The organism is Paraburkholderia sp. BGA-UO-ETr-F21 (assembly GCF_059567925.1).
Window position 1 is genome coordinate 138,045 of record NZ_JCAQOY010000040.1, and the last position, 17,570, is coordinate 155,614.

Here is a 17,570-nt window from a genome sequence, read left to right on the forward strand (position 1 = left end):
CCGCTCTGAAAGAGCGGCTTTTCTGTGTATGGCGATCCGGCTTGAGCGAAGGTAGCGGGCTTTAAATGGTCAGGTGATGTGCGCAAGCGCTCATGATTCGAACGCTGCCGCGTCGTCCGCAGCTTCGAGGTCCACCTCGGCGTCCCGCTCGGGCATGGGCTCGATCGAAGCCGCGATCGTGCTGGCCGAAGCCGACGCATCCAAAGCGGGATTGCGCAGCTTTTCCAGTACCGAAGCCGGCACCGGCACGTTGACGCGGCCAATCACCTCGCCGTGCTGGAACATCATCAGATCGCCCGGTTCGAATGCGCTCCAGACTTCGTTGTCGGTGAGCGGCTTGGTGGCGATGACCGCGACGCGGTCTTCCGGCGTGGTGTACTTGGCGAAATCGATCGACACGTCCGCATCGACGAGATGCGCGGTGGAAAACGGCCAGCGCCGCACAATGTAGTGCAGATGCGTGGAGCAATGCGCGAACAGCGCCTGACCGTTCGACATCAGGAAATTGAACACGCCGAACTGCGTGATTTCGCGCGTGAGGGTTTCGAGCGCGGCAAACAGTTCGTCGAGCGGCGGCTGCTGCGCGCCGGGAAAAGCCTTACGCAAACCTTCGAGCAGCGCGCAGAAAGCGAGCTCACTGTCGGTCGTGCCGACCGGCTGATACACGCCTGATAACACCGGCGAATAATCCTTGAGGTCGCCGTTGTGCGCAAAGATCCAGTGGCGTCCCCACAATTCACGCATGAACGGGTGGCAGTTTTCCAGCAGGATATGCCCCTGCGTCGCCTTGCGGATATGCGCAATGGTGTTCTTTGATTTGATCGGGTAGCGCTTGACCATCTCGGCGATCGGCGAGGTCGCCGACGATTGATGGTCGATGAACAGGCGGCAGGCTTTGTCTTCAAAGAAGGCGATGCCCCAGCCGTCGGCATGGTGATCGGTGACGCCGCCGCGCGCCGCAAAGCCGGTGAACGAGAACGTGACGTCCGTTGGCGCGGCGCAGTTCATTCCGAGTAGTTGGCACATGTTGCGGGTAAGCCTGTGAACGGGTCGAGCCGTTACAATGATGATTTTCCAAGCATATCACCGAGCCAGAAACGCCAAATAGCAAAATTGACGTGTGTTTATGCCGCAACGTTGCGGTTTGACCGCATAGATTGGCTTTTGTCGTCGAATCTCGTCCCCTGCCGCCATGACTGCTTCCAACGCTTCCCTCGACTCCATCACGCTCGCCCGCCCGGACGACTGGCATCTGCACGTCCGCGACGGCGCGATGCTGGCCGCCGTGCTGCCGGACACCGCGCGCCAGTTCGGCCGTGCGATCATCATGCCGAACCTGAAGCCGCCGGTCACGACCACCGCGATGGCGCAGGCTTATCGCGAGCGGATCGTCGCGGCGATTCCCGAAGGCGCGAAGTTCGAACCGCTAATGACGTTGTACCTGACCGACAACACGCCGCCCGACGAAATCCGCCGTGCGCGCGAAAGCGGCTTCGTGCATGGCGTGAAGCTGTATCCGGCGGGCGCGACGACCAACTCGGACGCGGGCGTCACCGACATCATGAAGTGCGCCAAAACGCTCGAAGTGATGCAGGAAGTGGGCATGCCGCTGCTGGTGCACGGTGAAGTGACCGATTCGTCGATCGACCTGTTCGACCGCGAGAAGGTGTTCATCGACCGGGTCATGACGCCGCTGCGCCGCGCGTTTCCGGCGCTAAAGGTGGTGTTCGAGCACATCACCACGAAAGACGCGGTCGACTACATCCGCGAAGCCGGCGTGGCGCCGGGGCTGCTGGGCGCGACGATCACCGCGCACCACCTGCTGTACAACCGCAACGCGATCTTCCAGGGCGGCATTCGTCCGCATTATTACTGCTTGCCGGTGTTGAAGCGCGAGACGCATCGCGTGGCGCTGGTCGAGGCGGCGACGTCGGGCAATCCGCGCTTCTTCCTCGGCACGGACAGCGCGCCGCATCCGAAGGGGCTGAAAGAGCACGCTTGCGGCTGCGCGGGTTGCTATACGGCGCTGCACGCGTTGGAGCTGTACACGGAAGCGTTCGACAAAGCCAACGCGCTCGACAAGCTCGAAGGCTTCGCGAGCTTCTTCGGCGCGGACTTCTACGGTCTGCCGCGCAGCGAGGAGAAGGTCACGCTGCGTCGCGAGGAATGGACGCTGCCGGCCGAGTTGCCGGTTGGCGACACGCCGGTCGTGCCGTTGCGCGGTGGCGAGTCGATCGGCTGGCGTCTCGTTTGAGGTTGCGGTAGATGCAGGCGCATGAGGCGAAGCCGGCGGGCTTCGCCGCTATCGACTGGGCAAGGCCGTGGTTCGCGCCGTTCGCCGCACGCGGCAGGCGCTGGCAGCAGGCCGCGCTGACGGGCTACGAGACCCTGCTCGCCGAGATGAACGCCGATGCCGGTGAAACGCGGCAAACCACGGGGCGTGGCCAGCGCCTTGCGTTCATCGCACAGGACGATCTGCCGCCAGGCGCGGCGTACGAGGCGCATATCGCGTCCACCGGCTGCGTGCCGACCCGCCACAATCTGCACGACTTCTTCAATGCGTCGATGTGGTTTGCGTTTCCGCGCATCAAGGCGGCGCTGAACGTGCGTCAGTCGGCGGCCATCGACGTGCTGGGCGTCGGCCCGACCCGCGGCGGCGTGCGCGATACGCTGACCCTGTTCGACGAGAACGCGCTGCTGTTCGCATGCGCGGATCCCGCGTTGAGCGCGGCCTTGCGCGGTTTCGACTGGCACACGCTGCTGGTGGCGCGGCGTGATGCGTGGGGCACGAGTTGCGAAGTGCGCTGCTTCGGCCATGCGTTGCTGGAAAAGCTGATCGCGCCGTTCAAGGCCTGCACGGGCCACGCGTGGATCGTCGATGTGCCGGCTGCGTATTTTGAATGGGACGCGACGAAACGGGACGCGTGGCTCGACAAGTCCGTCGCCGAAGCGCTGCTCAATACCGACGCACTCACGAGCCGCATGTTCGCGCCGCTTCCAGTGCTGGGCATTCCGGGCTGGTGGCCGGAGAACGAATCTCCCGCGTTCTACGACGACACTACCGTATTTCGCTGCGGGCGGCGCGCGCGTTGAGCGCGTTGGGTTCGGTCGCATCTAATCTTGGCCATTCGGCTATTTCAGCCGTCGGCTCGGCTCGGGGCTCCCGCAGGTGTTAAAATCCGCCGCAGCAAAGCAGGCCAGGCAGTCGCGGCCTCCGAGGTTTCGGCCAACGAGGGCGAGGAAAGTCCGGACTCCACAGGGCAGGGTGATGGCTAACGGCCATCCGTGGCGACACGCGGAACAGGGCAACAGAAAGCAAACCGCCGATGGCCCGGCGCAAGCCGGGATCAGGTAAGGGTGAAACGGTGCGGTAAGAGCGCACCGCGGCTGCTGCAAGGCAGACCGGCACGGTAACCTCCACCCGGAGCAATTCCAAGTAGGCAGGCTAGCATCTTCGAGATGCAGGGCGGGGCCCCCGTCACGTCTGCGGGTAGGAAGCTTGAGCGCGTCAGCAATGGCGCGCCTAGAGGAATGGCTGCCACGCGTGTTGCGTCTTCGGACGTGGCGCGTGCACAGAATCCGGCTTATCGGCCTGCTTTGCCACCCAACAAAAAATGCCGGCGTCCTTCTGGACGCCGGCATTTTTCTTTTATCAGGCCGTTTTCGGGCGGCGCGCGTTTGAACCCGCGCCGCAGCCGCAGCTCTGCGCTCAGTTCGCCACGATGTCGAACGAGTGCGTCAGCTCAGCGGTCTTCGCGATCATGATCGACGCCGAGCAGTACTTGTCGTGCGACAGGTTGATTGCGCGTTCCACGGTGGCCGGGTTCAGGTTCTTGCCCGTCACGGTGAAGTGGAAATGAATCTTGGTGAACACTTTTGGGTCTTCGCTGGCGCGTTCGGCCTTCAGCGTCACCGAGCAATCGCTGATTTCCTGACGGCTTTTCTTCAGGATCATCACGACGTCGTAGGCGGTGCAGCCGCCCGTCCCGAGCAAAACCATTTCCATCGGACGCGGCGCGAGGTTGCGGCCGCCGCCTTCGGGCGCGCCGTCCATCGCCACCAGATGGCCGCTGCCCGTCTCGGCTGCGAACGCCATCCCGTCTTGCCCCATCCAGCTCACTTTGCATTCCATGCTGTGCTCCACCGCGCTTCGCTATATCGAGACGGCATTGTAGCCCGGTGTTTGAGCGTCCGCCCGAGGCGACTTTTGTCGAAAGTTATGCGTGATGACGGCTTGCGTGTTGCGCTGCGGCATGTTCAGCCGATTCGGGAATGCCCTGACGAGTTTAGGGGTTTTACTCTAGACGATGTCTACCTGAATATCAGGTCGGCCCACCTTTAGTGACTGATTTAAAAGAGAATTCGTTGCTTTGAGGCTGAGAATGATAATTGCCGCATTATGAAATAGCATTTCGCAATGCAAATGTTCTTGCGTCGCACAAGGTGCGCTCATATAATTCGATCTGTCTCCTCCACCTCCTCCTTTGGTGGATTAAACCCGAACCGCTAGTTCGGGTTTTTTTTCGCCCGCGCGTTTCGTCCGAGAGGCCGCATGACGTCCGCGTCTTGTCCCTTCCGGGCAAGCCGAATCAGGCACGAAAGGGCTCCGAAACGCGCTCCCCGGCTGCCGGATTGCCGGGAATCTCACGCAAAGTCCCGTACGTTTTGACTTGCCGTAGCAAATTCCTTTATAATTCAGGGCTTTTCCGCATCCGCGCCCGCGGAGGAAGAACCAGGGAGAGCCTGCACGCGCCTCGATGCGCACACTACAAGCAGGAAAAAACACATTGGGCGCAGCAATTTTTTTGGATCGATCATGAAGACGTTTTCCGCAAAAGCCCATGAGGTTACGCGTGAATGGTACGTGATTGACGCGACGGATAAGGTTCTCGGGCGTGTCGCCAGCGAAGTGGCACACCGTCTTCGCGGCAAGCACAAGCCTGAATTCACTCCGCACGTCGACACCGGTGATTTCATCATCGTTATCAACGCCGGCAAGCTGAAGGTCACGGGCAACAAGGCTACTGACAAGAAGTACTACCGCCACTCGGGCTACCCGGGCGGTATCTATGAAACGACGTTTGGCAAGATGCAAGAACGCTTCCCGGGCCGTGCGCTCGAGAAAGCGGTCAAGGGCATGCTGCCGAAGGGCCCGCTCGGCTACGCGATGATCAAGAAGCTGAAGGTCTACGCTGAAGCAACGCATCCGCATTCGGCACAACAGCCGAAAGCGCTCGAGATCTAAGGGGAGCCCACATGATCGGTAACTGGAATTACGGCACGGGCCGCCGCAAGAGCGCCGTCGCACGCGTCTTCATCAAGGCAGGCAAGGGCGATATCGTTGTGAACGGCAAGCCTATCGCCGATTACTTCTCGCGCGAAACGTCGCTGATGATCGTGCGTCAGCCGTTGGAACTCACGAACCACGGCGTTACGTTCGACATCAAGGTCAACGTGACGGGTGGCGGTGAAACGGGTCAAGCCGGTGCGGTTCGCCACGGCATCACTCGCGCGCTGATGGACTACGACGCAACGCTGAAGCCGGAACTGTCGAAAGCTGGTTTCGTCACGCGTGACGCTCGTGAAGTGGAACGTAAGAAGGTCGGCTTCCACAAGGCACGTCGCCGGAAGCAATTCTCGAAGCGTTAATCGTTTCGGGTGCAAACCGGCTTTCGGGCCGGTGCGCTGCAAAAGCCGCCAACGCTTTCGCGAAGGCGGCTTTTTTCATGGGTTCGCGGCTCGCTGCTGGTGCGGTAATTGCGGCAACGAACTCGTCGCCGGAGTGGCGATTTATCCCGCTCTGACGGGCTGGTGGGGGCAAATGCGCCTGTCGTTGATTTCTGTAAGAACCCATTGACTTTGTGGGCTTCGGCACGATATCGAGATCAGCCCTACAATAGCGGTTAGAAGCTTTTTGGAGAGTTCGAATGAACGCAGTCACCGATACACCCGTGACCGAGATGCCCGCCCCCTTCGTTTTTACCGACGCAGCGGCTGACAAGGTCAAGCAACTGATCGAAGAAGAAGGCAATGCGGACCTCAAACTGCGCGTTTTCGTGCAGGGCGGCGGCTGCTCGGGCTTTCAGTACGGTTTTACTTTTGACGAAGCCGTCAATGAAGACGACACCGTCATGAACAAGAGCGGCGTCCAGCTGCTGATCGATTCGATGAGCTACCAGTATCTGGTGGGCGCTGAGATCGACTACAAGGACGACATCAACGGCGCGCAGTTCGTCATCAAGAACCCGAACGCCACGACCACCTGTGGTTGCGGTTCATCGTTCTCGGTTTAACGGCCGCTTGTCGAGCATCAGATTGTGAAAAACGGGGCTTCGGCCCCGTTTTTTATCGCCTGCGCTAAAGTCTGCGCCGCGCTCAACGCGGGTAGATTGCCCCGAGTACGCGCTCGGCGGACGCGCCCGTCACCGCCGGCAAATTGCCCGGACGACGCGCCACGCAGCGCATCGCGAGCCACGCGAACGCCAGTGGCTCCACTTGGCTCGGCGGCACGCCGAGCGCTTCGGTCGTCATGACGGGAACGCCGCTCACGCCGCTGTCCTCCAGTGCCTGCTGCAAGGACCGCATGATCTCCGGATTGCGCGCGCCGCCGCCGCACACATAGACCGCTCGCGCGTCCGACGCATGCCGCTCGATTTCGCGCGCGACCGTCACCGCGGTAAGCGCAACCAGCGTCGCTTGAACGTCGGCGGGAGCAAGCGCGCCAAACGGCTGCAGCTTCGCGTCGAGCCATTGCGCATTGAACAGGTCGCGGCCGGTGCTTTTCGGCGGCTGCTGGCTGAAAAAGGGCTCGTCGAGCAGGGCGTTCAGCAGCGTGCGATCCGCCTGGCCGCCCGCCGCAAAGTGGCCATTTTCGTCGAACGGTTTGCCCAGATGGCGCTGCGCCCATTCGTCGAGGAGTGCGTTAGCCGGCCCGCAATCGAAGCCGCGCACGCTGCCGGTCGCGTTCAGAATCGTGATATTGCTGATCCCGCCGAGATTGCAGACCACCCGTGTTTCGTTCTTCGCGCCGAACACGGTGGCGTGAAACGCCGGCACGAGCGGCGCGCCCTGGCCGCCGGCCGCCACGTCGCGGCTGCGGAAATCGGCGATCACGTCGATATGCATCATTTCCGCGAGCAGCGCCGGGTTGTTGATTTGCCGCGTGTAACCCTTTTCCGGCCGATGCCGCACCGTCTGCCCATGCACGCCGATCGCGCGCACCTCCGCGGCGGGTACGCGGCTGCCGTGCAGCAGTTCGTGGCAGCACACCGCGTAACGCGTGGCGAGTGCATTGGCGGCCAGCGCCTCGCGCTCGATCTCGTTGTCTCCGGGTTGCTGGAGCGCGAACAATGCCTCGCGCAGGCCCGCGGCAAAGCCGACAAACGCTTCGGCCAGCACGACGGGCGGCTTGCCTTGCGCGAACCTGACGGCCACGCCGTCCACGCCGTCCATGCTCGTGCCGGACATCAATCCAAAGTAGACGCCGTCTGCGGGGTCTTGCGCCACGTTGCTGCTCCTCTCGATGGTTCGTTGCGATCCGTTGTAGCAGATTATCGGGTGAAGCGCGGCCGAATATAAAGCGCAGCAATGCCGGCGGCACGGCGCCGGACGCGGAAATCGCGTGTCCGCGGCCCGCCTGCGGCTGCGTCGATGGGCGCGGCGGCGCGCATCTATGGGACAATCTCCTTTTTTCGCGACTTCAAGTTTCCAGCATGAGCACCGAGTCCACCAAGCCCAGCCCTGCCTTCCCGATCACCGACGAAGTCCGTCACGCCCTCGCCGTCACCAAGCGCGGGGTCGACGAACTGCTGATCGAAGACGAATTCGCGCAAAAACTCGCGAAGAGCGCGGCGACGGGCAAGCCGCTGCGTATCAAACTCGGGCTCGATCCGACCGCGCCGGACATCCACATCGGCCACACGGTCGTGTTGAACAAGATGCGCCAGTTGCAGGATCTCGGCCACACGGTGATTTTTCTGATCGGCGATTTCACGTCGCTGATCGGCGATCCGTCGGGCCGTAACGCCACGCGCCCGCCGCTCACGCGCGAGCAGATCGAATCGAACGCCAAGACGTATTTCGAGCAGGCCGCGCTCGTGCTCGACCGCGACAAGACCGAGATTCGCTACAACAGCGAATGGTCGATGCCGCTCGGCGCCGACGGCATGATCAAGCTCGCGTCGCGCTACACGGTGGCGCGGATTCTGGAACGCGAAGATTTCACCAAGCGTTTTCAGGGCGGCGTGCCGATCTCGATCCACGAGTTCCTGTACCCGCTCATGCAAGGCTACGACTCGGTCGCCCTGAATGCGGACCTCGAACTCGGCGGCACTGACCAGAAGTTCAACCTGCTGGTCGGCCGTGAATTGCAGAAGCAATACGGCCAGGAACAGCAGTGCATTCTGACCATGCCGCTGCTCGAAGGGCTGGACGGCGTCGAGAAAATGTCGAAGTCGAAGAACAACTACATCGGCATCAGCGAAAAGCCGACCGACATGTTCGGCAAGCTGATGAGCATTTCCGACGTGCTGATGTGGCGTTACTTCGAACTGCTGTCGTTCCGGCCAATGGAGGAAATCGCCGGCTTCAAGAAGGAAATCGAAGCCGGCCGTAATCCGCGCGACTTCAAGGTGTTGCTCGGCCAGGAAATCGTTGCGCGCTTCCACTCGCAAGCCGACGCCGAACGCGCGCTCGAAGACTTCAACCATCGTGCGAAGGGTGGCGTGCCGGACGATATCCCGGCCGTGACGCTCGCGGGCGCACCGCTCGCGATCGGCCAACTGCTCAAGCAGGCCAACCTCGTGCCGTCGACGAGTGAAGCGCTGCGCAACATCGAGCAGGGCGGCGTGAAGATCGATGGCACGACCGTGTCGGACAAGGGCCTGAAAGTCGAAGCCGGCGAGTACGTCGTGCAGGTCGGCAAACGCCGTTTTGCCCGCGTTACGCTGACGGCATGATGAGTCGAGTATCGCCTCTGGCGTCGAACCGATGATCGCGCTGATTCAACGCGTGCGGCGCGCGGAAGTGCGCGTGGCCGACCGGGTGACCGGCGCGATCGAGGCCGGCCTGCTGGCGCTGGTATGCGCCGAACGCGGCGATACCGAGGCGGCGGCCGACCGGCTGCTCGCCAAGGTGCTCGGCTACCGCGTCTTCAGCGACGCGGCCGGCAAAATGAATCTCTCCGTGCAAAATCTCGACGGCGCCGGGCGCGCGGGCGGCCTGCTGCTCGTGTCGCAGTTCACGCTGGCCGCGGATACCAACAGCGGCCTGCGTCCGAGCTTTACGCCGGCCGCGCCGCCGGATGAAGGCAAGCGCCTCTTCGATTATTTCGTCGCGGTAGCGCGCGCGAAACATCCGATCGTCGAGACCGGCGAATTCGGCGCCGATATGCAGGTGTCGCTCGTCAACGACGGGCCGGTCACGTTCTGGTTGCAGACCAACGCCTGATCTTCTGCCGTCGTTCCCGCATGCGTGCTGCGGCGCGCAGCGACCTTTCAGCCCTCCAGCCGCTTTTTGCGACAATAGCGGCTCGGCATAACCGGCCAATGGCGCCCACTTTCATCCCATGACGACGCAGATTCTGTTCATCCGGCACGGCGAGACCGACTGGAACCGCATCAAGCGCATTCAAGGTCACATCGACATTCCGCTTGCAACGACGGGCCTCGCACAGGCGCAACGACTCGCGCGCCGCTTCGCTCATGAGGCGAAGCAGGGCGCGCGGCTCGACGCGATCTATTCGAGCGACCTGCAACGCGCGCAGCAAACCGCGCAGCCGGTCGCCGACACACTGGGCTTGCCGCTGCAGTTGCGCGAAGGCCTGCGCGAGCGTTCGTATGGTGCTTTCCAGGGCCACGACAGCGACGAGATCGCGCTGCGTTTCCCCGACGAATACGCGCACTGGCAAACTCGCGATCCTGGCTTCTCACCGCCGGACGGTGAGTCGCAACGCGCGCTTTACCATCGCGTGCTGCACGCGATCGAACCGCTGGTGGCCGCGCATCCTGGTGGGCGGATTGCCTGCGTCGCGCATGGCGGTGTGCTTGATTGCGTGCGGCGCTTTGCCTGCGGTCTGCCGCTCGATGCGCCGCGTGACTACCCGCTGCTGAACACGAGCGTGAATACGGTGGATTTCAGCGACGGCCACGCGACGATCGTGGCATGGGCGGATGTCTCGCATCTCGACGCGCCGAGCGAGGACGACAGCTTCAAGAAGCCGGCAGAGCCGGGGCGTTGATCGGCGCGTGCCCGGTTGGGTGGTGTGAGTTTGCGCGGCGGCCGACTTGGACCGTTCGCGAACCCGGCGCGCATTGGCGTTGCCAAGCGTTCGCAGGTCAGCTTGCATGCGTGCCGTGCGCGGTTCGCTGAGCCGGCCATCGACTCGCGGTTTGCACGCGTATCCCATCCGCGTGAGTCAGCTTGCATGCGAGCCGGTCGCGGTTCGCTGAGCTGGCCATCGACTCGCGGTTTGCGCACATATTCCATCGGCGAGACTCAACCTGCCGACGTGAGTTGTTTGCGCTCGTGCGAGCCGCGTCCGGCCGCGTTATTCCGGCTCGCGCCCACCCGCGGCCGCCCGGCGGCGCGCCCGCTTTGACACGCCGTTCACCAGCGCCCAGCGGATCACCGGCGCGACCAGCCGCACGCCGGGCCTTGCCACCGCTCGGCGCAGTGCCGCGTAGCGCTGTAGCCCCAACATTGCCTGCGCCCAGTCGGGCAGAAGGTCGACGCCGGCGTTGAGCATCAACACGCCGGCCGGCCGCATCGACGCACTCGGGGCGGGCGTGTTCATCAAAATCCTCACGACCTCACGTGTGCGCTCGCTCGCCGCAAGCTCCGGCTGCATTGCCAGCAAGTAAGCGTCGATCTCCGCTCGCGAGCGAGGAATGTTGGACGCGCCGAGCATTTCGGCAATCCGTGCGGTTTCCGCGAAGTACTGATTTTGCGCAGCAATGGGCAGCAGCGGATTCACATAGCGCAAGTGCGCGGTCATGAAGCTCGACACTTCGGCGACATGCACCCATGTGAGCAGCGCTGGCTCACTCGCGCGATATGGCCGGCCGTCGGGCGCAACGCCGCTGACGCCGAGATGGATGCGCTTCACACGTTCCACCAGAGCCAGCGCGTCGTGCCGGTTGCCATACGTCGTGCCCGCGATGAAAGTCGCGGTGCGCCGCAGGCGGCCGAGAATGTCGGTGCGAAACGACGAATGGTCCCACACGCCCGCGAGCGCGAGCGGATGCAACGCCTGAAGCAGGAGCGCGCTGATGCCGCCCGTCATCATCGACGTGAAATCGGCGTGGACTTTCCAGCACACGGATTCCGGGCCGAACAGGCCGGGGTCGCCCGGAGGCGACGAATAGTCGAGCGTGGGGCCGCTGCCGCTAGTCAGATGCGTGACACCGGCTGCCAGCTTCGAGCGGAGCCTGCGGGTGAGAAACTGCGAGAAACCGCTACGCGAGTTGGGCTGCCTGGTTTGGTCGGACATCCTGATTCGGTCTCGCGCTACGCGTGTCGGCTCAGGTCGCGGCCGAATCCCACAGGCTGGGCAGCGCGCTCGACGAGTCGGGCGCGGCAAGGCCGAAATGCCGGTAGGTGAGCAGCGTGGCGACGCGGCCGCGCGGCGTGCGCTGCAGGAAGCCTTGCTGGATCAGATACGGTTCGAGCACGTCTTCAATCGTGTCGCGCTCCTCGCCGATCGCCGCCGCCAGATTGTCGACGCCGACCGGGCCGCCGTCGAATTTGTGCAAGATCGCCTCGAGCAGCTTGCGGTCCATCAGGTCGAAGCCGACCGCGTCCACGTCGAGCATCTTGAGCGCGGCGTCGGCCACCTGCGCGGTGATGTTGCCGTCTGCCTTCACCTCGGCGAAGTCGCGCACGCGCCGCAGCAGGCGGTTCGCGATCCGCGGCGTGCCGCGTGCGCGCTTGGCGATCTCGAACGCGCCGTCCGGATGGATCTGCGCATTCAGCAACGACGCAGAACGCGTGACGATGCGCGCCAGTTCCTCGGCGTTATAAAACTCGAGCCGCGCCACGATACCGAAGCGGTCGCGCAGCGGGTTGGTCAGCATCCCCGCGCGCGTGGTCGCGCCGACCAGCGTGAACGGCTGCAAGTCCAGCTTCACGCTGCGCGCGGCCGGCCCTTCGCCGATCATGATGTCGATCTGATAATCCTCCAACGCCGGATACAGAATTTCCTCGACGACCGGCGAGAGCCGGTGGATTTCGTCGATGAACAGAACGTCGTTGGCTTCGAGATTGGTGAGTAGCGCGGCGAGGTCGCCAGCGCGCTCAAGCACTGGCCCCGACGTTTGCCGCAGATTGACACCCATTTCCCGCGCGATGATGTGCGCGAGCGTGGTCTTACCGAGGCCCGGCGGCCCGAACAGCAAGACGTGGTCGAGCGATTCGGAGCGGCGTTTGGCGGCCTCGATAAAAATTTCCAGCTGGCCGCGGACTTTTTCCTGCCCGACATATTCTTCGAGCTGGCGCGGGCGCAACGCGCGCTCGAACGCTTCTTCGTTCGGCGAGACGGGCGTGGCCGCGATGATGCGCTCGGCGGCGAGTTTGTCGGTTTCGATCATGCGGTCATTGTACCGCGAGCCGCTCGCCGCGAAACTCGGCCGAATGGCCAGGGTGCGCGGCTCGCCGGCATGTGCGAAGCTTCACTCGTTGCCTCGTTGCCGAATACGACGGTCGAACGTCAGCCCTTGGACAGCGCCTTCAACGCCAGCTTGATGCCTTCGGAAACACCGGTGCCGGCCGGCACGTTTTTGACGGCCGCCAATGCTTCTTTTTCGGAGTAACCCAATGCGAGCAGTGCGTTCAGGATATCGGAGGCGTGGTCGGATGCCGACGCCGCACCCGCCATCGCCCCAAGGTCGGCGCCGATCTTGCCCTTCAGTTCGAGGAGCAGCCGCTCCGCCGTTTTCTTGCCGATGCCCGGCACGCGCGTTAGACGCGCCGCGTCCTGCATCGTGACGGTTTGTGCGAGCTCGTGAACGCTCATGCCGGACAGCACCGCCAGCGCCATGCGCGCGCCGATGCCGGAGATCTTCAGCAGTTCGCGGAAAGTCGAGCGTTCCTCCGCGGTGCCGAATCCGTACAGCAGGTGCGCGTCTTCGCGCACGATCATCTGCGTGAGCAACACGATGCGTTCGCCGGCTGAGGGCAGGTTGTAGAACGTGCTCATCGGCACATCGACTTCGTAACCGACGCCGTTGCAATCGACGAGCAGATGCGGCGGGTTTTTTTCCAGCAGAACGCCGGCAATGCGACCGATCATGGCGGATTCAATCTTGAGAGAAAGGGCGAGTGTAGCGCAGCGAGTGAGCGGCGAGTGGCCTGCGAGTGATGCGCAATCGCGGTTGATGTGCGCGATGCCGCATCGGCCGCTATCCGACCAGGCGTCCGCGTCTCACGCGCAAACCTTTCTTGGCCAGCGAAGGCGCGATGCCGCCCAACGTGCTCAGTGTCGTGCCGCCGTGCGCATGGCAGATCGCCATGCCGAGCGCGTCGGCGGCGTCGGTGCCGGGTACGCCGGAGAGATTGAGCAGGCGCACCACCATCTGCTGCATCTGCTCCTTGGTGGCGCGGCCATAGCCCACCACAGCCTGCTTCAATTGCAGGGCTGTATATTCGGCAACCGGCACGCCGCCCGCGACCAGTCCGCAGATGGCCGCGCCGCGCGCCTGGCCAAGCAGCAAGGTGGACTGCGGGTTGACGTTGACGAACACTTTTTCGATTGCCGACTGATCCGGCGAATGCTGGCGGATGAGCGTCGAAATACCTTCGAAGATGGTGCCCAGACGCGAGGGCAGATCGGCGTCGGCGGTTTTGATGACGCCGCTTGCGACATAGCTGAGCGTGTGGCCGCTCTGGTCGATCACGCCGAAGCCGGTCACGCGCAGGCCGGGGTCGATGCCGAGAATTCTCATGAGGTGCCGCAGGAGCGGTAAAAACCAGGTGCTTGCGATACTACAACACGCGCGCTGCGCGGCGGACGGCGCGCGGCGATGTCAGCGGAATAAAAACTGCTGTGTGTGGTGTAAGGCGGCGTGGAGGGAGGTATTCGCGAATGGAGCGCTATCGGAATCTCAGCGGCGACTCGGGCGTCGAGGCTTATGAAATCGGCGACGATTTTGTCGCGGTCCGCTTCAGGCCGGGGGTTGTGTATTGGTACACGGAAGCGAGTGTCGGCGAATGGCACGTTGCCGCGCTCAAGCGTCTTGCGCGGCGTGGGCAGGGGCTCGGCACTTATATCAGCCAGCACGCGGAGGTGAACGGAGGTTATGCGAGAAAGGAAGTTGACGACTAAGCGGCGCGTGAGGGGGCGGCGCGAATGTGGCACGTGCGCGGCACAGGCAACGGGCTAGACGCGGTACAGCGTTGCAGGCACAGGCAGGCACAGGCACAGGCGCGTCACAAACGCTGCATCCGAAAAAAACGGCCTGGCGGAAAATCCGCCAGGCCGTTTTTTCTAAAACTTAGAGCTGACCCAGCAACGCAGTTTCACCAAGAAACACGCACCGCCGCTCAACCCCAAATCAATGCCGGAAGTGACGCACGCCCGTCAGCACCATCGCGATGTTGTGCTCGTCTGCCGCGCTGACCACTTCGTCGTCGCGCATCGAGCCACCCGGCTGGATCACGCAGGTCGCGCCCGCCGCCACCACCACGTCGAGGCCGTCGCGGAACGGGAAGAACGCGTCCGACGCCACGGCCGAACCCGCCAGCGTCAAACCGGCATTCTGCGCCTTGATGCTCGCAATGCGCGCCGAGTCCACGCGGCTCATCTGGCCCGCGCCGACGCCGAGCGTCATGCCGTTGCCGCAGAACACGATCGCGTTCGACTTCACGTACTTCGCCACGCGCCATGCGAACAACAGATCGTCCATTTCCTTCGGCGTGGGGTGACGCTTCGTGACCACGCGCAATTCGCGCGGCTGCACGTTCTTCGAGTCGAGCGACTGCACCAGCAGGCCGCCGCCCACGCGCTTCAGATCGAATGCGTTATGGCCTTCGCCCAGCGCGATTTCGAGCAGACGCACGTTCTGCTTCGCCGCGAACACCTGGCGCGCTGCGGCGCTGAACGACGGGGCGATCAGCACTTCGACGAACTGCTTGGCCACCGCTTGCGCCGCTGCCTCATCCACTTCGCGGTTAAAGGCGATGATGCCGCCGAACGCCGAGGTCGGATCGGTCTGGAACGCCTTCGCGTACGCTTCGTTGGCGTCCGCGCCGACTGCCACGCCGCACGGATTCGCGTGCTTGACGATCACGCACGCCGGCACGTCGAAGGTCTTCACGCATTCCCACGCTGCGTCGGAATCCGCGATGTTGTTGTACGACAGTTCCTTACCCTGCAACTGGTTGTAGTTCGCCAGGGCGCCCGCCGGCACCGCCAGGTCGCGGTAGAACGCCGCGCTCTGATGCGGGTTTTCGCCGTAGCGCAGGTCCTGCACCTTGTTGAACGCCAGGTTGAACGTGGCCGGGTAAGCGTTGCGCGACGAATGCTGCAACTCGTCGGTCAGGCTCGTCAGGTAGTTCGTGATCGCGCCGTCGTATTGCGCGGTGTGCGCGAACACCTTGGTGGCGAGGCGGAAGTTCGTCTTGTACGACACGGCGTTGCTGTTCGCGCGCATCTCGTCGAGCACGACCGCGTAGTCGGCCGGATCGACCACCACCGTCACGTCGCGATGGTTCTTCGCGGCCGAGCGCAGCATGGTCGGACCGCCAATGTCGATGTTCTCGATCGCGTCTTCCAGCGAGCATTCCTCTTTCGACACGGTCTGCACGAACGGGTACAGATTCACGACCAGCAGGTCGATGGTCGGAATGTCGTGCTTTTCAAGCGCTGCCATATGTTCCGGCAGGTCGCGGCGCGCGAGAATGCCGCCGTGCACCTTCGGATGCAGCGTTTTCACGCGCCCGTCCAGCATTTCCGGGAAGCCCGTGTAATCGGCGACTTCGGTGACGGAGAGACCTGCGTCCGCGAGCAGTTTCGCGGTGCCGCCGGTCGACAGGATCTTGACGCCGAGGTCCGACAGCGATTTGGCGAAGTCGACGATGCCGGACTTGTCGGAAACGGAGATGAGCGCTTGCTTGATCATGATGAAGACGAAAAGCCGAAGGGAAACGTGGCAGGGCGCGAGAAACTACAACGCGCTACAACAAACCGTGCTGTTGCAGCTTCTTGCGCAGCGTATTGCGGTTGATGCCGAGATACTCGGCGGCCAGCGACTGATTGCCGCCAGCCTGCTCGAGCACCACTTCGAGCAGGGGTTTTTCCACGCACGAAATCACCATATCGTAGACGTCGTGCGGATTGGAGCCGTCGAGGTCCTGGAAATATATCCCCAGGCTGTCGCGGACAGATTGTTCGATATTGTTCTTGCTCATGCTGCTAGTCGGTCGGTTGGGTCCTCGCCCGGGTTGAGCGTTTCGTCGACATAGACGAGGCGGTCGGAGATCGCCTTTTGTGCGTCGAAGAACTCGTTGACGGCGAGGAGTTGTTCGCGCGTGGTGTCCAGCGTATTCATGCGATGCCGGAACACGTTGGCGCCAGAAAGGCCGCGAGTGTACCAGCCGATGTGCTTGCGCGCAGTGCGCACGCCCGTAAATTCGCCGTAGAAGGCGTAGTGATCCTCGAGATGCTCGTTCATCACCTGCTGGATTTCGTCGATGCGCGGCGGCGGCAGCATTTCACCCGTTTGCAGAAAATACTCGATCTCGCGGAACAGCCACGGGCGCCCCTGCGCAGCGCGGCCGATCATGATGGCGTCGGCGCCGGTCGCGGCCAGCACCTCGCGGGCCTTGTGCGGTGACGTGATGTCGCCGTTGGCGACCACCGGAATGCGCACCGCCGCTTTCACCGCGGCAATGGTCTCGTATTCGGCGTCGCCGTGATACAGGTCGGCGCGCGTGCGGCCGTGCACGGTCAGCATCGAAATACCGGCCGATTCGGCCAGACGCGCGACGTTCAGCGCGTTTTTGTTCTCGCGATCCCAGCCCGTGCGGATCTTGAGCGTGACGGGCACCGCGTCGGGGCCGACGCCCACCGCGCCGACCACCGCCTCGACAATGCGCTGCACCAGCGGCTCGTTCTGCAACAGGGCCGAACCCGCCGCCACGTTGCACACCTTCTTGGCCGGGCAGCCCATGTTGATGTCGATGATCTGCGCGCCGTTCGCCACGTTGTAGCGGGCCGCTTCGGCCATCATGGCCGGATCGGCGCCGGCAATCTGCACGGCGATGGGCTCGACCTCGCCCGCGTGATTGGCGCGCCGCATGGTCTTCTCGCTTTTCCACAACTGCGCGTTCGAGGCGACCATTTCCGACACCGCATAGCCCGCGCCCAGCCGCTTGCACAACTGGCGGAACGGACGGTCGGTCACGCCGGCCATGGGCGCGACGAACAGGTTATTACGCAGATTGTGGGAGCCGAGAGTGGGCATGACGTGAACGCGCGCGCGGCCGATTGTTCAGTTTCTGTCAATCGGAGCACTCGCGAAATGCGAGGGAAAACCGCTATTTTAGCGTTAACGGATAGCCGGTACCCGACATGTGTC

General features: G+C 63.2%; 19 protein-coding genes and 1 other RNA gene. 10 read left to right on the forward strand and 10 right to left on the reverse strand.

The features are described from left to right. Positions 1 to 90: 90 nt before the first annotated feature. Entirely contained in the window at positions 91 to 1,026 is a 936-nt protein-coding gene (locus tag AC57B1_RS32965; protein ID WP_408186161.1) for a class II glutamine amidotransferase, read from the reverse strand. 166 nt (positions 1,027 to 1,192) lie between these two features. Here AC57B1_RS32965 and pyrC point away from each other — a divergent pair, with 166 nt between their 5' ends. The 3 genes from pyrC (at position 1,193) to rnpB (ending at position 3,603) form a co-directional block, all read left to right on the forward strand. Further along, entirely contained in the window at positions 1,193 to 2,254 is a 1,062-nt protein-coding gene (gene pyrC / locus AC57B1_RS32970; RefSeq protein ID WP_408352151.1) for a dihydroorotase, read from the forward strand. An 11-nt stretch (positions 2,255 to 2,265) separates the two neighbouring features. Further along, complete coding sequence (locus tag AC57B1_RS32975) at positions 2,266 to 3,093, forward strand: DUF3025 domain-containing protein (protein WP_496419834.1); 828 nt, start codon at positions 2,266 to 2,268, stop codon at positions 3,091 to 3,093. A gap of 96 nt (positions 3,094 to 3,189) precedes the next feature. Continuing rightward, positions 3,190 to 3,603, forward strand: an RNA gene (gene rnpB, locus AC57B1_RS32980) — RNase P RNA component class A. A 106-nt stretch (positions 3,604 to 3,709) separates the two neighbouring features. Here rnpB and AC57B1_RS32985 read toward each other — a convergent pair. Further along, positions 3,710 to 4,132 (reverse strand): OsmC family protein, encoded by a 423-nt coding sequence (locus AC57B1_RS32985; RefSeq protein ID WP_408352147.1) that lies wholly within the window; start codon positions 4,130 to 4,132, stop codon positions 3,710 to 3,712. Between the two features lie 684 nt (positions 4,133 to 4,816). On the opposite strand from AC57B1_RS32985, the gene rplM reads away from it, so the two are divergent. The 3 genes from rplM to erpA all read left to right on the forward strand — a co-directional run bounded on the left by rplM (position 4,817) and on the right by erpA (position 6,293). Further along, entirely contained in the window at positions 4,817 to 5,245 is a 429-nt protein-coding gene (gene rplM, locus AC57B1_RS32990) for a 50S ribosomal protein L13 (protein WP_020069304.1), read from the forward strand. An 11-nt stretch (positions 5,246 to 5,256) separates the two neighbouring features. Continuing rightward, complete coding sequence (rpsI, locus tag AC57B1_RS32995; protein WP_011489810.1) at positions 5,257 to 5,649, forward strand: 30S ribosomal protein S9; 393 nt, start codon at positions 5,257 to 5,259, stop codon at positions 5,647 to 5,649. A gap of 278 nt (positions 5,650 to 5,927) precedes the next feature. After that, positions 5,928 to 6,293, forward strand: coding sequence for an iron-sulfur cluster insertion protein ErpA (erpA, locus tag AC57B1_RS33000; RefSeq protein ID WP_007180424.1), 366 nt, complete (start codon positions 5,928 to 5,930; stop codon positions 6,291 to 6,293). A gap of 82 nt (positions 6,294 to 6,375) precedes the next feature. Here erpA and AC57B1_RS33005 read toward each other — a convergent pair whose 3' ends face one another. After that, positions 6,376 to 7,506 carry an anhydro-N-acetylmuramic acid kinase gene (locus tag AC57B1_RS33005; protein WP_496419835.1) on the reverse strand — a complete coding sequence of 377 codons (1,131 nt, stop codon included), beginning with the start codon at positions 7,504 to 7,506 and terminating at the stop codon, positions 6,376 to 6,378. A 206-nt stretch (positions 7,507 to 7,712) separates the two neighbouring features. Between AC57B1_RS33005 and tyrS the strand changes: the two genes are divergently transcribed. The 3 genes from tyrS to AC57B1_RS33020 all read left to right on the forward strand — a co-directional run bounded on the left by tyrS (position 7,713) and on the right by AC57B1_RS33020 (position 10,237). After that, on the forward strand, positions 7,713 to 8,957 hold the full coding sequence (tyrS, locus tag AC57B1_RS33010) for a tyrosine--tRNA ligase (RefSeq protein WP_408186165.1): 1,245 nt from the start codon (positions 7,713 to 7,715) through the stop codon (positions 8,955 to 8,957). 31 nt (positions 8,958 to 8,988) lie between these two features. Next, positions 8,989 to 9,447 (forward strand): D-aminoacyl-tRNA deacylase, encoded by a 459-nt coding sequence (gene dtd, locus AC57B1_RS33015; RefSeq protein WP_496419836.1) that lies wholly within the window; start codon positions 8,989 to 8,991, stop codon positions 9,445 to 9,447. A 118-nt stretch (positions 9,448 to 9,565) separates the two neighbouring features. After that, positions 9,566 to 10,237, forward strand: coding sequence for a histidine phosphatase family protein (locus AC57B1_RS33020; protein WP_496419837.1), 672 nt, complete (start codon positions 9,566 to 9,568; stop codon positions 10,235 to 10,237). A gap of 309 nt (positions 10,238 to 10,546) precedes the next feature. Here AC57B1_RS33020 and AC57B1_RS33025 read toward each other — a convergent pair whose 3' ends face one another. The 4 genes from AC57B1_RS33025 to ruvC form a co-directional block, all read right to left on the reverse strand. Then, positions 10,547 to 11,488, reverse strand: a complete 942-nt coding sequence (locus AC57B1_RS33025) for an oxygenase MpaB family protein (protein WP_496419838.1) — start codon at positions 11,486 to 11,488, stop codon at positions 10,547 to 10,549. A 31-nt stretch (positions 11,489 to 11,519) separates the two neighbouring features. Then, a complete protein-coding gene (ruvB, locus tag AC57B1_RS33030) occupies positions 11,520 to 12,584 on the reverse strand; it encodes a Holliday junction branch migration DNA helicase RuvB (RefSeq protein WP_095418265.1) in 1,065 nt (354 codons plus the stop codon). A gap of 119 nt (positions 12,585 to 12,703) precedes the next feature. Next, complete coding sequence (gene ruvA, locus AC57B1_RS33035) at positions 12,704 to 13,285, reverse strand: Holliday junction branch migration protein RuvA (RefSeq protein WP_091799214.1); 582 nt, start codon at positions 13,283 to 13,285, stop codon at positions 12,704 to 12,706. A 109-nt stretch (positions 13,286 to 13,394) separates the two neighbouring features. Beyond that, a complete protein-coding gene (gene ruvC, locus AC57B1_RS33040; RefSeq protein ID WP_007180437.1) occupies positions 13,395 to 13,937 on the reverse strand; it encodes a crossover junction endodeoxyribonuclease RuvC in 543 nt (180 codons plus the stop codon). Positions 13,938 to 14,077: 140 nt separating this feature from the next. Here ruvC and AC57B1_RS33045 point away from each other — a divergent pair, with 140 nt between their 5' ends. Next, positions 14,078 to 14,317 (forward strand): hypothetical protein, encoded by a 240-nt coding sequence (locus tag AC57B1_RS33045; RefSeq protein ID WP_091799217.1) that lies wholly within the window; start codon positions 14,078 to 14,080, stop codon positions 14,315 to 14,317. Between the two features lie 229 nt (positions 14,318 to 14,546). Here AC57B1_RS33045 and purH read toward each other — a convergent pair whose 3' ends face one another. Genes purH through dusB form a run of 3 tightly spaced genes read right to left on the reverse strand, consistent with a single transcriptional unit; the run spans position 14,547 to position 17,456 of the window. Continuing rightward, positions 14,547 to 16,112 (reverse strand): bifunctional phosphoribosylaminoimidazolecarboxamide formyltransferase/IMP cyclohydrolase, encoded by a 1,566-nt coding sequence (gene purH / locus AC57B1_RS33050; protein ID WP_408301235.1) that lies wholly within the window; start codon positions 16,110 to 16,112, stop codon positions 14,547 to 14,549. 55 nt (positions 16,113 to 16,167) lie between these two features. After that, the gene (locus AC57B1_RS33055; protein WP_006049915.1) at positions 16,168 to 16,401 is read right to left on the reverse strand and encodes a Fis family transcriptional regulator; all 234 of its coding nucleotides are present in this window, start codon (positions 16,399 to 16,401) and stop codon (positions 16,168 to 16,170) included. Further along, complete coding sequence (gene dusB / locus AC57B1_RS33060; protein ID WP_091799223.1) at positions 16,398 to 17,456, reverse strand: tRNA dihydrouridine synthase DusB; 1,059 nt, start codon at positions 17,454 to 17,456, stop codon at positions 16,398 to 16,400. Before dusB ends, AC57B1_RS33055 begins: the two co-directional genes overlap by 4 nt. Positions 17,457 to 17,570 lie beyond the last annotated feature (114 nt).

Bases quoted from the DNA above. Each gene is read 5' to 3' on its own strand.
- AC57B1_RS32965 (WP_408186161.1), bottom strand. From the start codon at position 1,026: ATGTGCCAACTACTCGGAATGAACTGCGCCGCGCCAACGGACGTCACG.
- rpsI (WP_011489810.1), top strand. From the start codon at position 5,257: ATGATCGGTAACTGGAATTACGGCACGGGCCGCCGCAAGAGCGCCGTC.
- rplM (WP_020069304.1), top strand. From the start codon at position 4,817: ATGAAGACGTTTTCCGCAAAAGCCCATGAGGTTACGCGTGAATGGTAC.
- ruvC (WP_007180437.1), bottom strand. From the start codon at position 13,937: ATGAGAATTCTCGGCATCGACCCCGGCCTGCGCGTGACCGGCTTCGGC.
- erpA (WP_007180424.1), top strand. From the start codon at position 5,928: ATGAACGCAGTCACCGATACACCCGTGACCGAGATGCCCGCCCCCTTC.
- AC57B1_RS33055 (WP_006049915.1), bottom strand. From the start codon at position 16,401: ATGAGCAAGAACAATATCGAACAATCTGTCCGCGACAGCCTGGGGATA.
- AC57B1_RS32975 (WP_496419834.1), top strand. From the start codon at position 2,266: ATGCAGGCGCATGAGGCGAAGCCGGCGGGCTTCGCCGCTATCGACTGG.
- tyrS (WP_408186165.1), top strand. From the start codon at position 7,713: ATGAGCACCGAGTCCACCAAGCCCAGCCCTGCCTTCCCGATCACCGAC.
- ruvB (WP_095418265.1), bottom strand. From the start codon at position 12,584: ATGATCGAAACCGACAAACTCGCCGCCGAGCGCATCATCGCGGCCACG.
- AC57B1_RS33025 (WP_496419838.1), bottom strand. From the start codon at position 11,488: ATGTCCGACCAAACCAGGCAGCCCAACTCGCGTAGCGGTTTCTCGCAG.
- dusB (WP_091799223.1), bottom strand. From the start codon at position 17,456: ATGCCCACTCTCGGCTCCCACAATCTGCGTAATAACCTGTTCGTCGCG.
- dtd (WP_496419836.1), top strand. From the start codon at position 8,989: ATGATCGCGCTGATTCAACGCGTGCGGCGCGCGGAAGTGCGCGTGGCC.
- AC57B1_RS32985 (WP_408352147.1), bottom strand. From the start codon at position 4,132: ATGGAATGCAAAGTGAGCTGGATGGGGCAAGACGGGATGGCGTTCGCA.
- AC57B1_RS33045 (WP_091799217.1), top strand. From the start codon at position 14,078: ATGGAGCGCTATCGGAATCTCAGCGGCGACTCGGGCGTCGAGGCTTAT.
- purH (WP_408301235.1), bottom strand. From the start codon at position 16,112: ATGATCAAGCAAGCGCTCATCTCCGTTTCCGACAAGTCCGGCATCGTC.
- AC57B1_RS33020 (WP_496419837.1), top strand. From the start codon at position 9,566: ATGACGACGCAGATTCTGTTCATCCGGCACGGCGAGACCGACTGGAAC.
- pyrC (WP_408352151.1), top strand. From the start codon at position 1,193: ATGACTGCTTCCAACGCTTCCCTCGACTCCATCACGCTCGCCCGCCCG.
- ruvA (WP_091799214.1), bottom strand. From the start codon at position 13,285: ATGATCGGTCGCATTGCCGGCGTTCTGCTGGAAAAAAACCCGCCGCAT.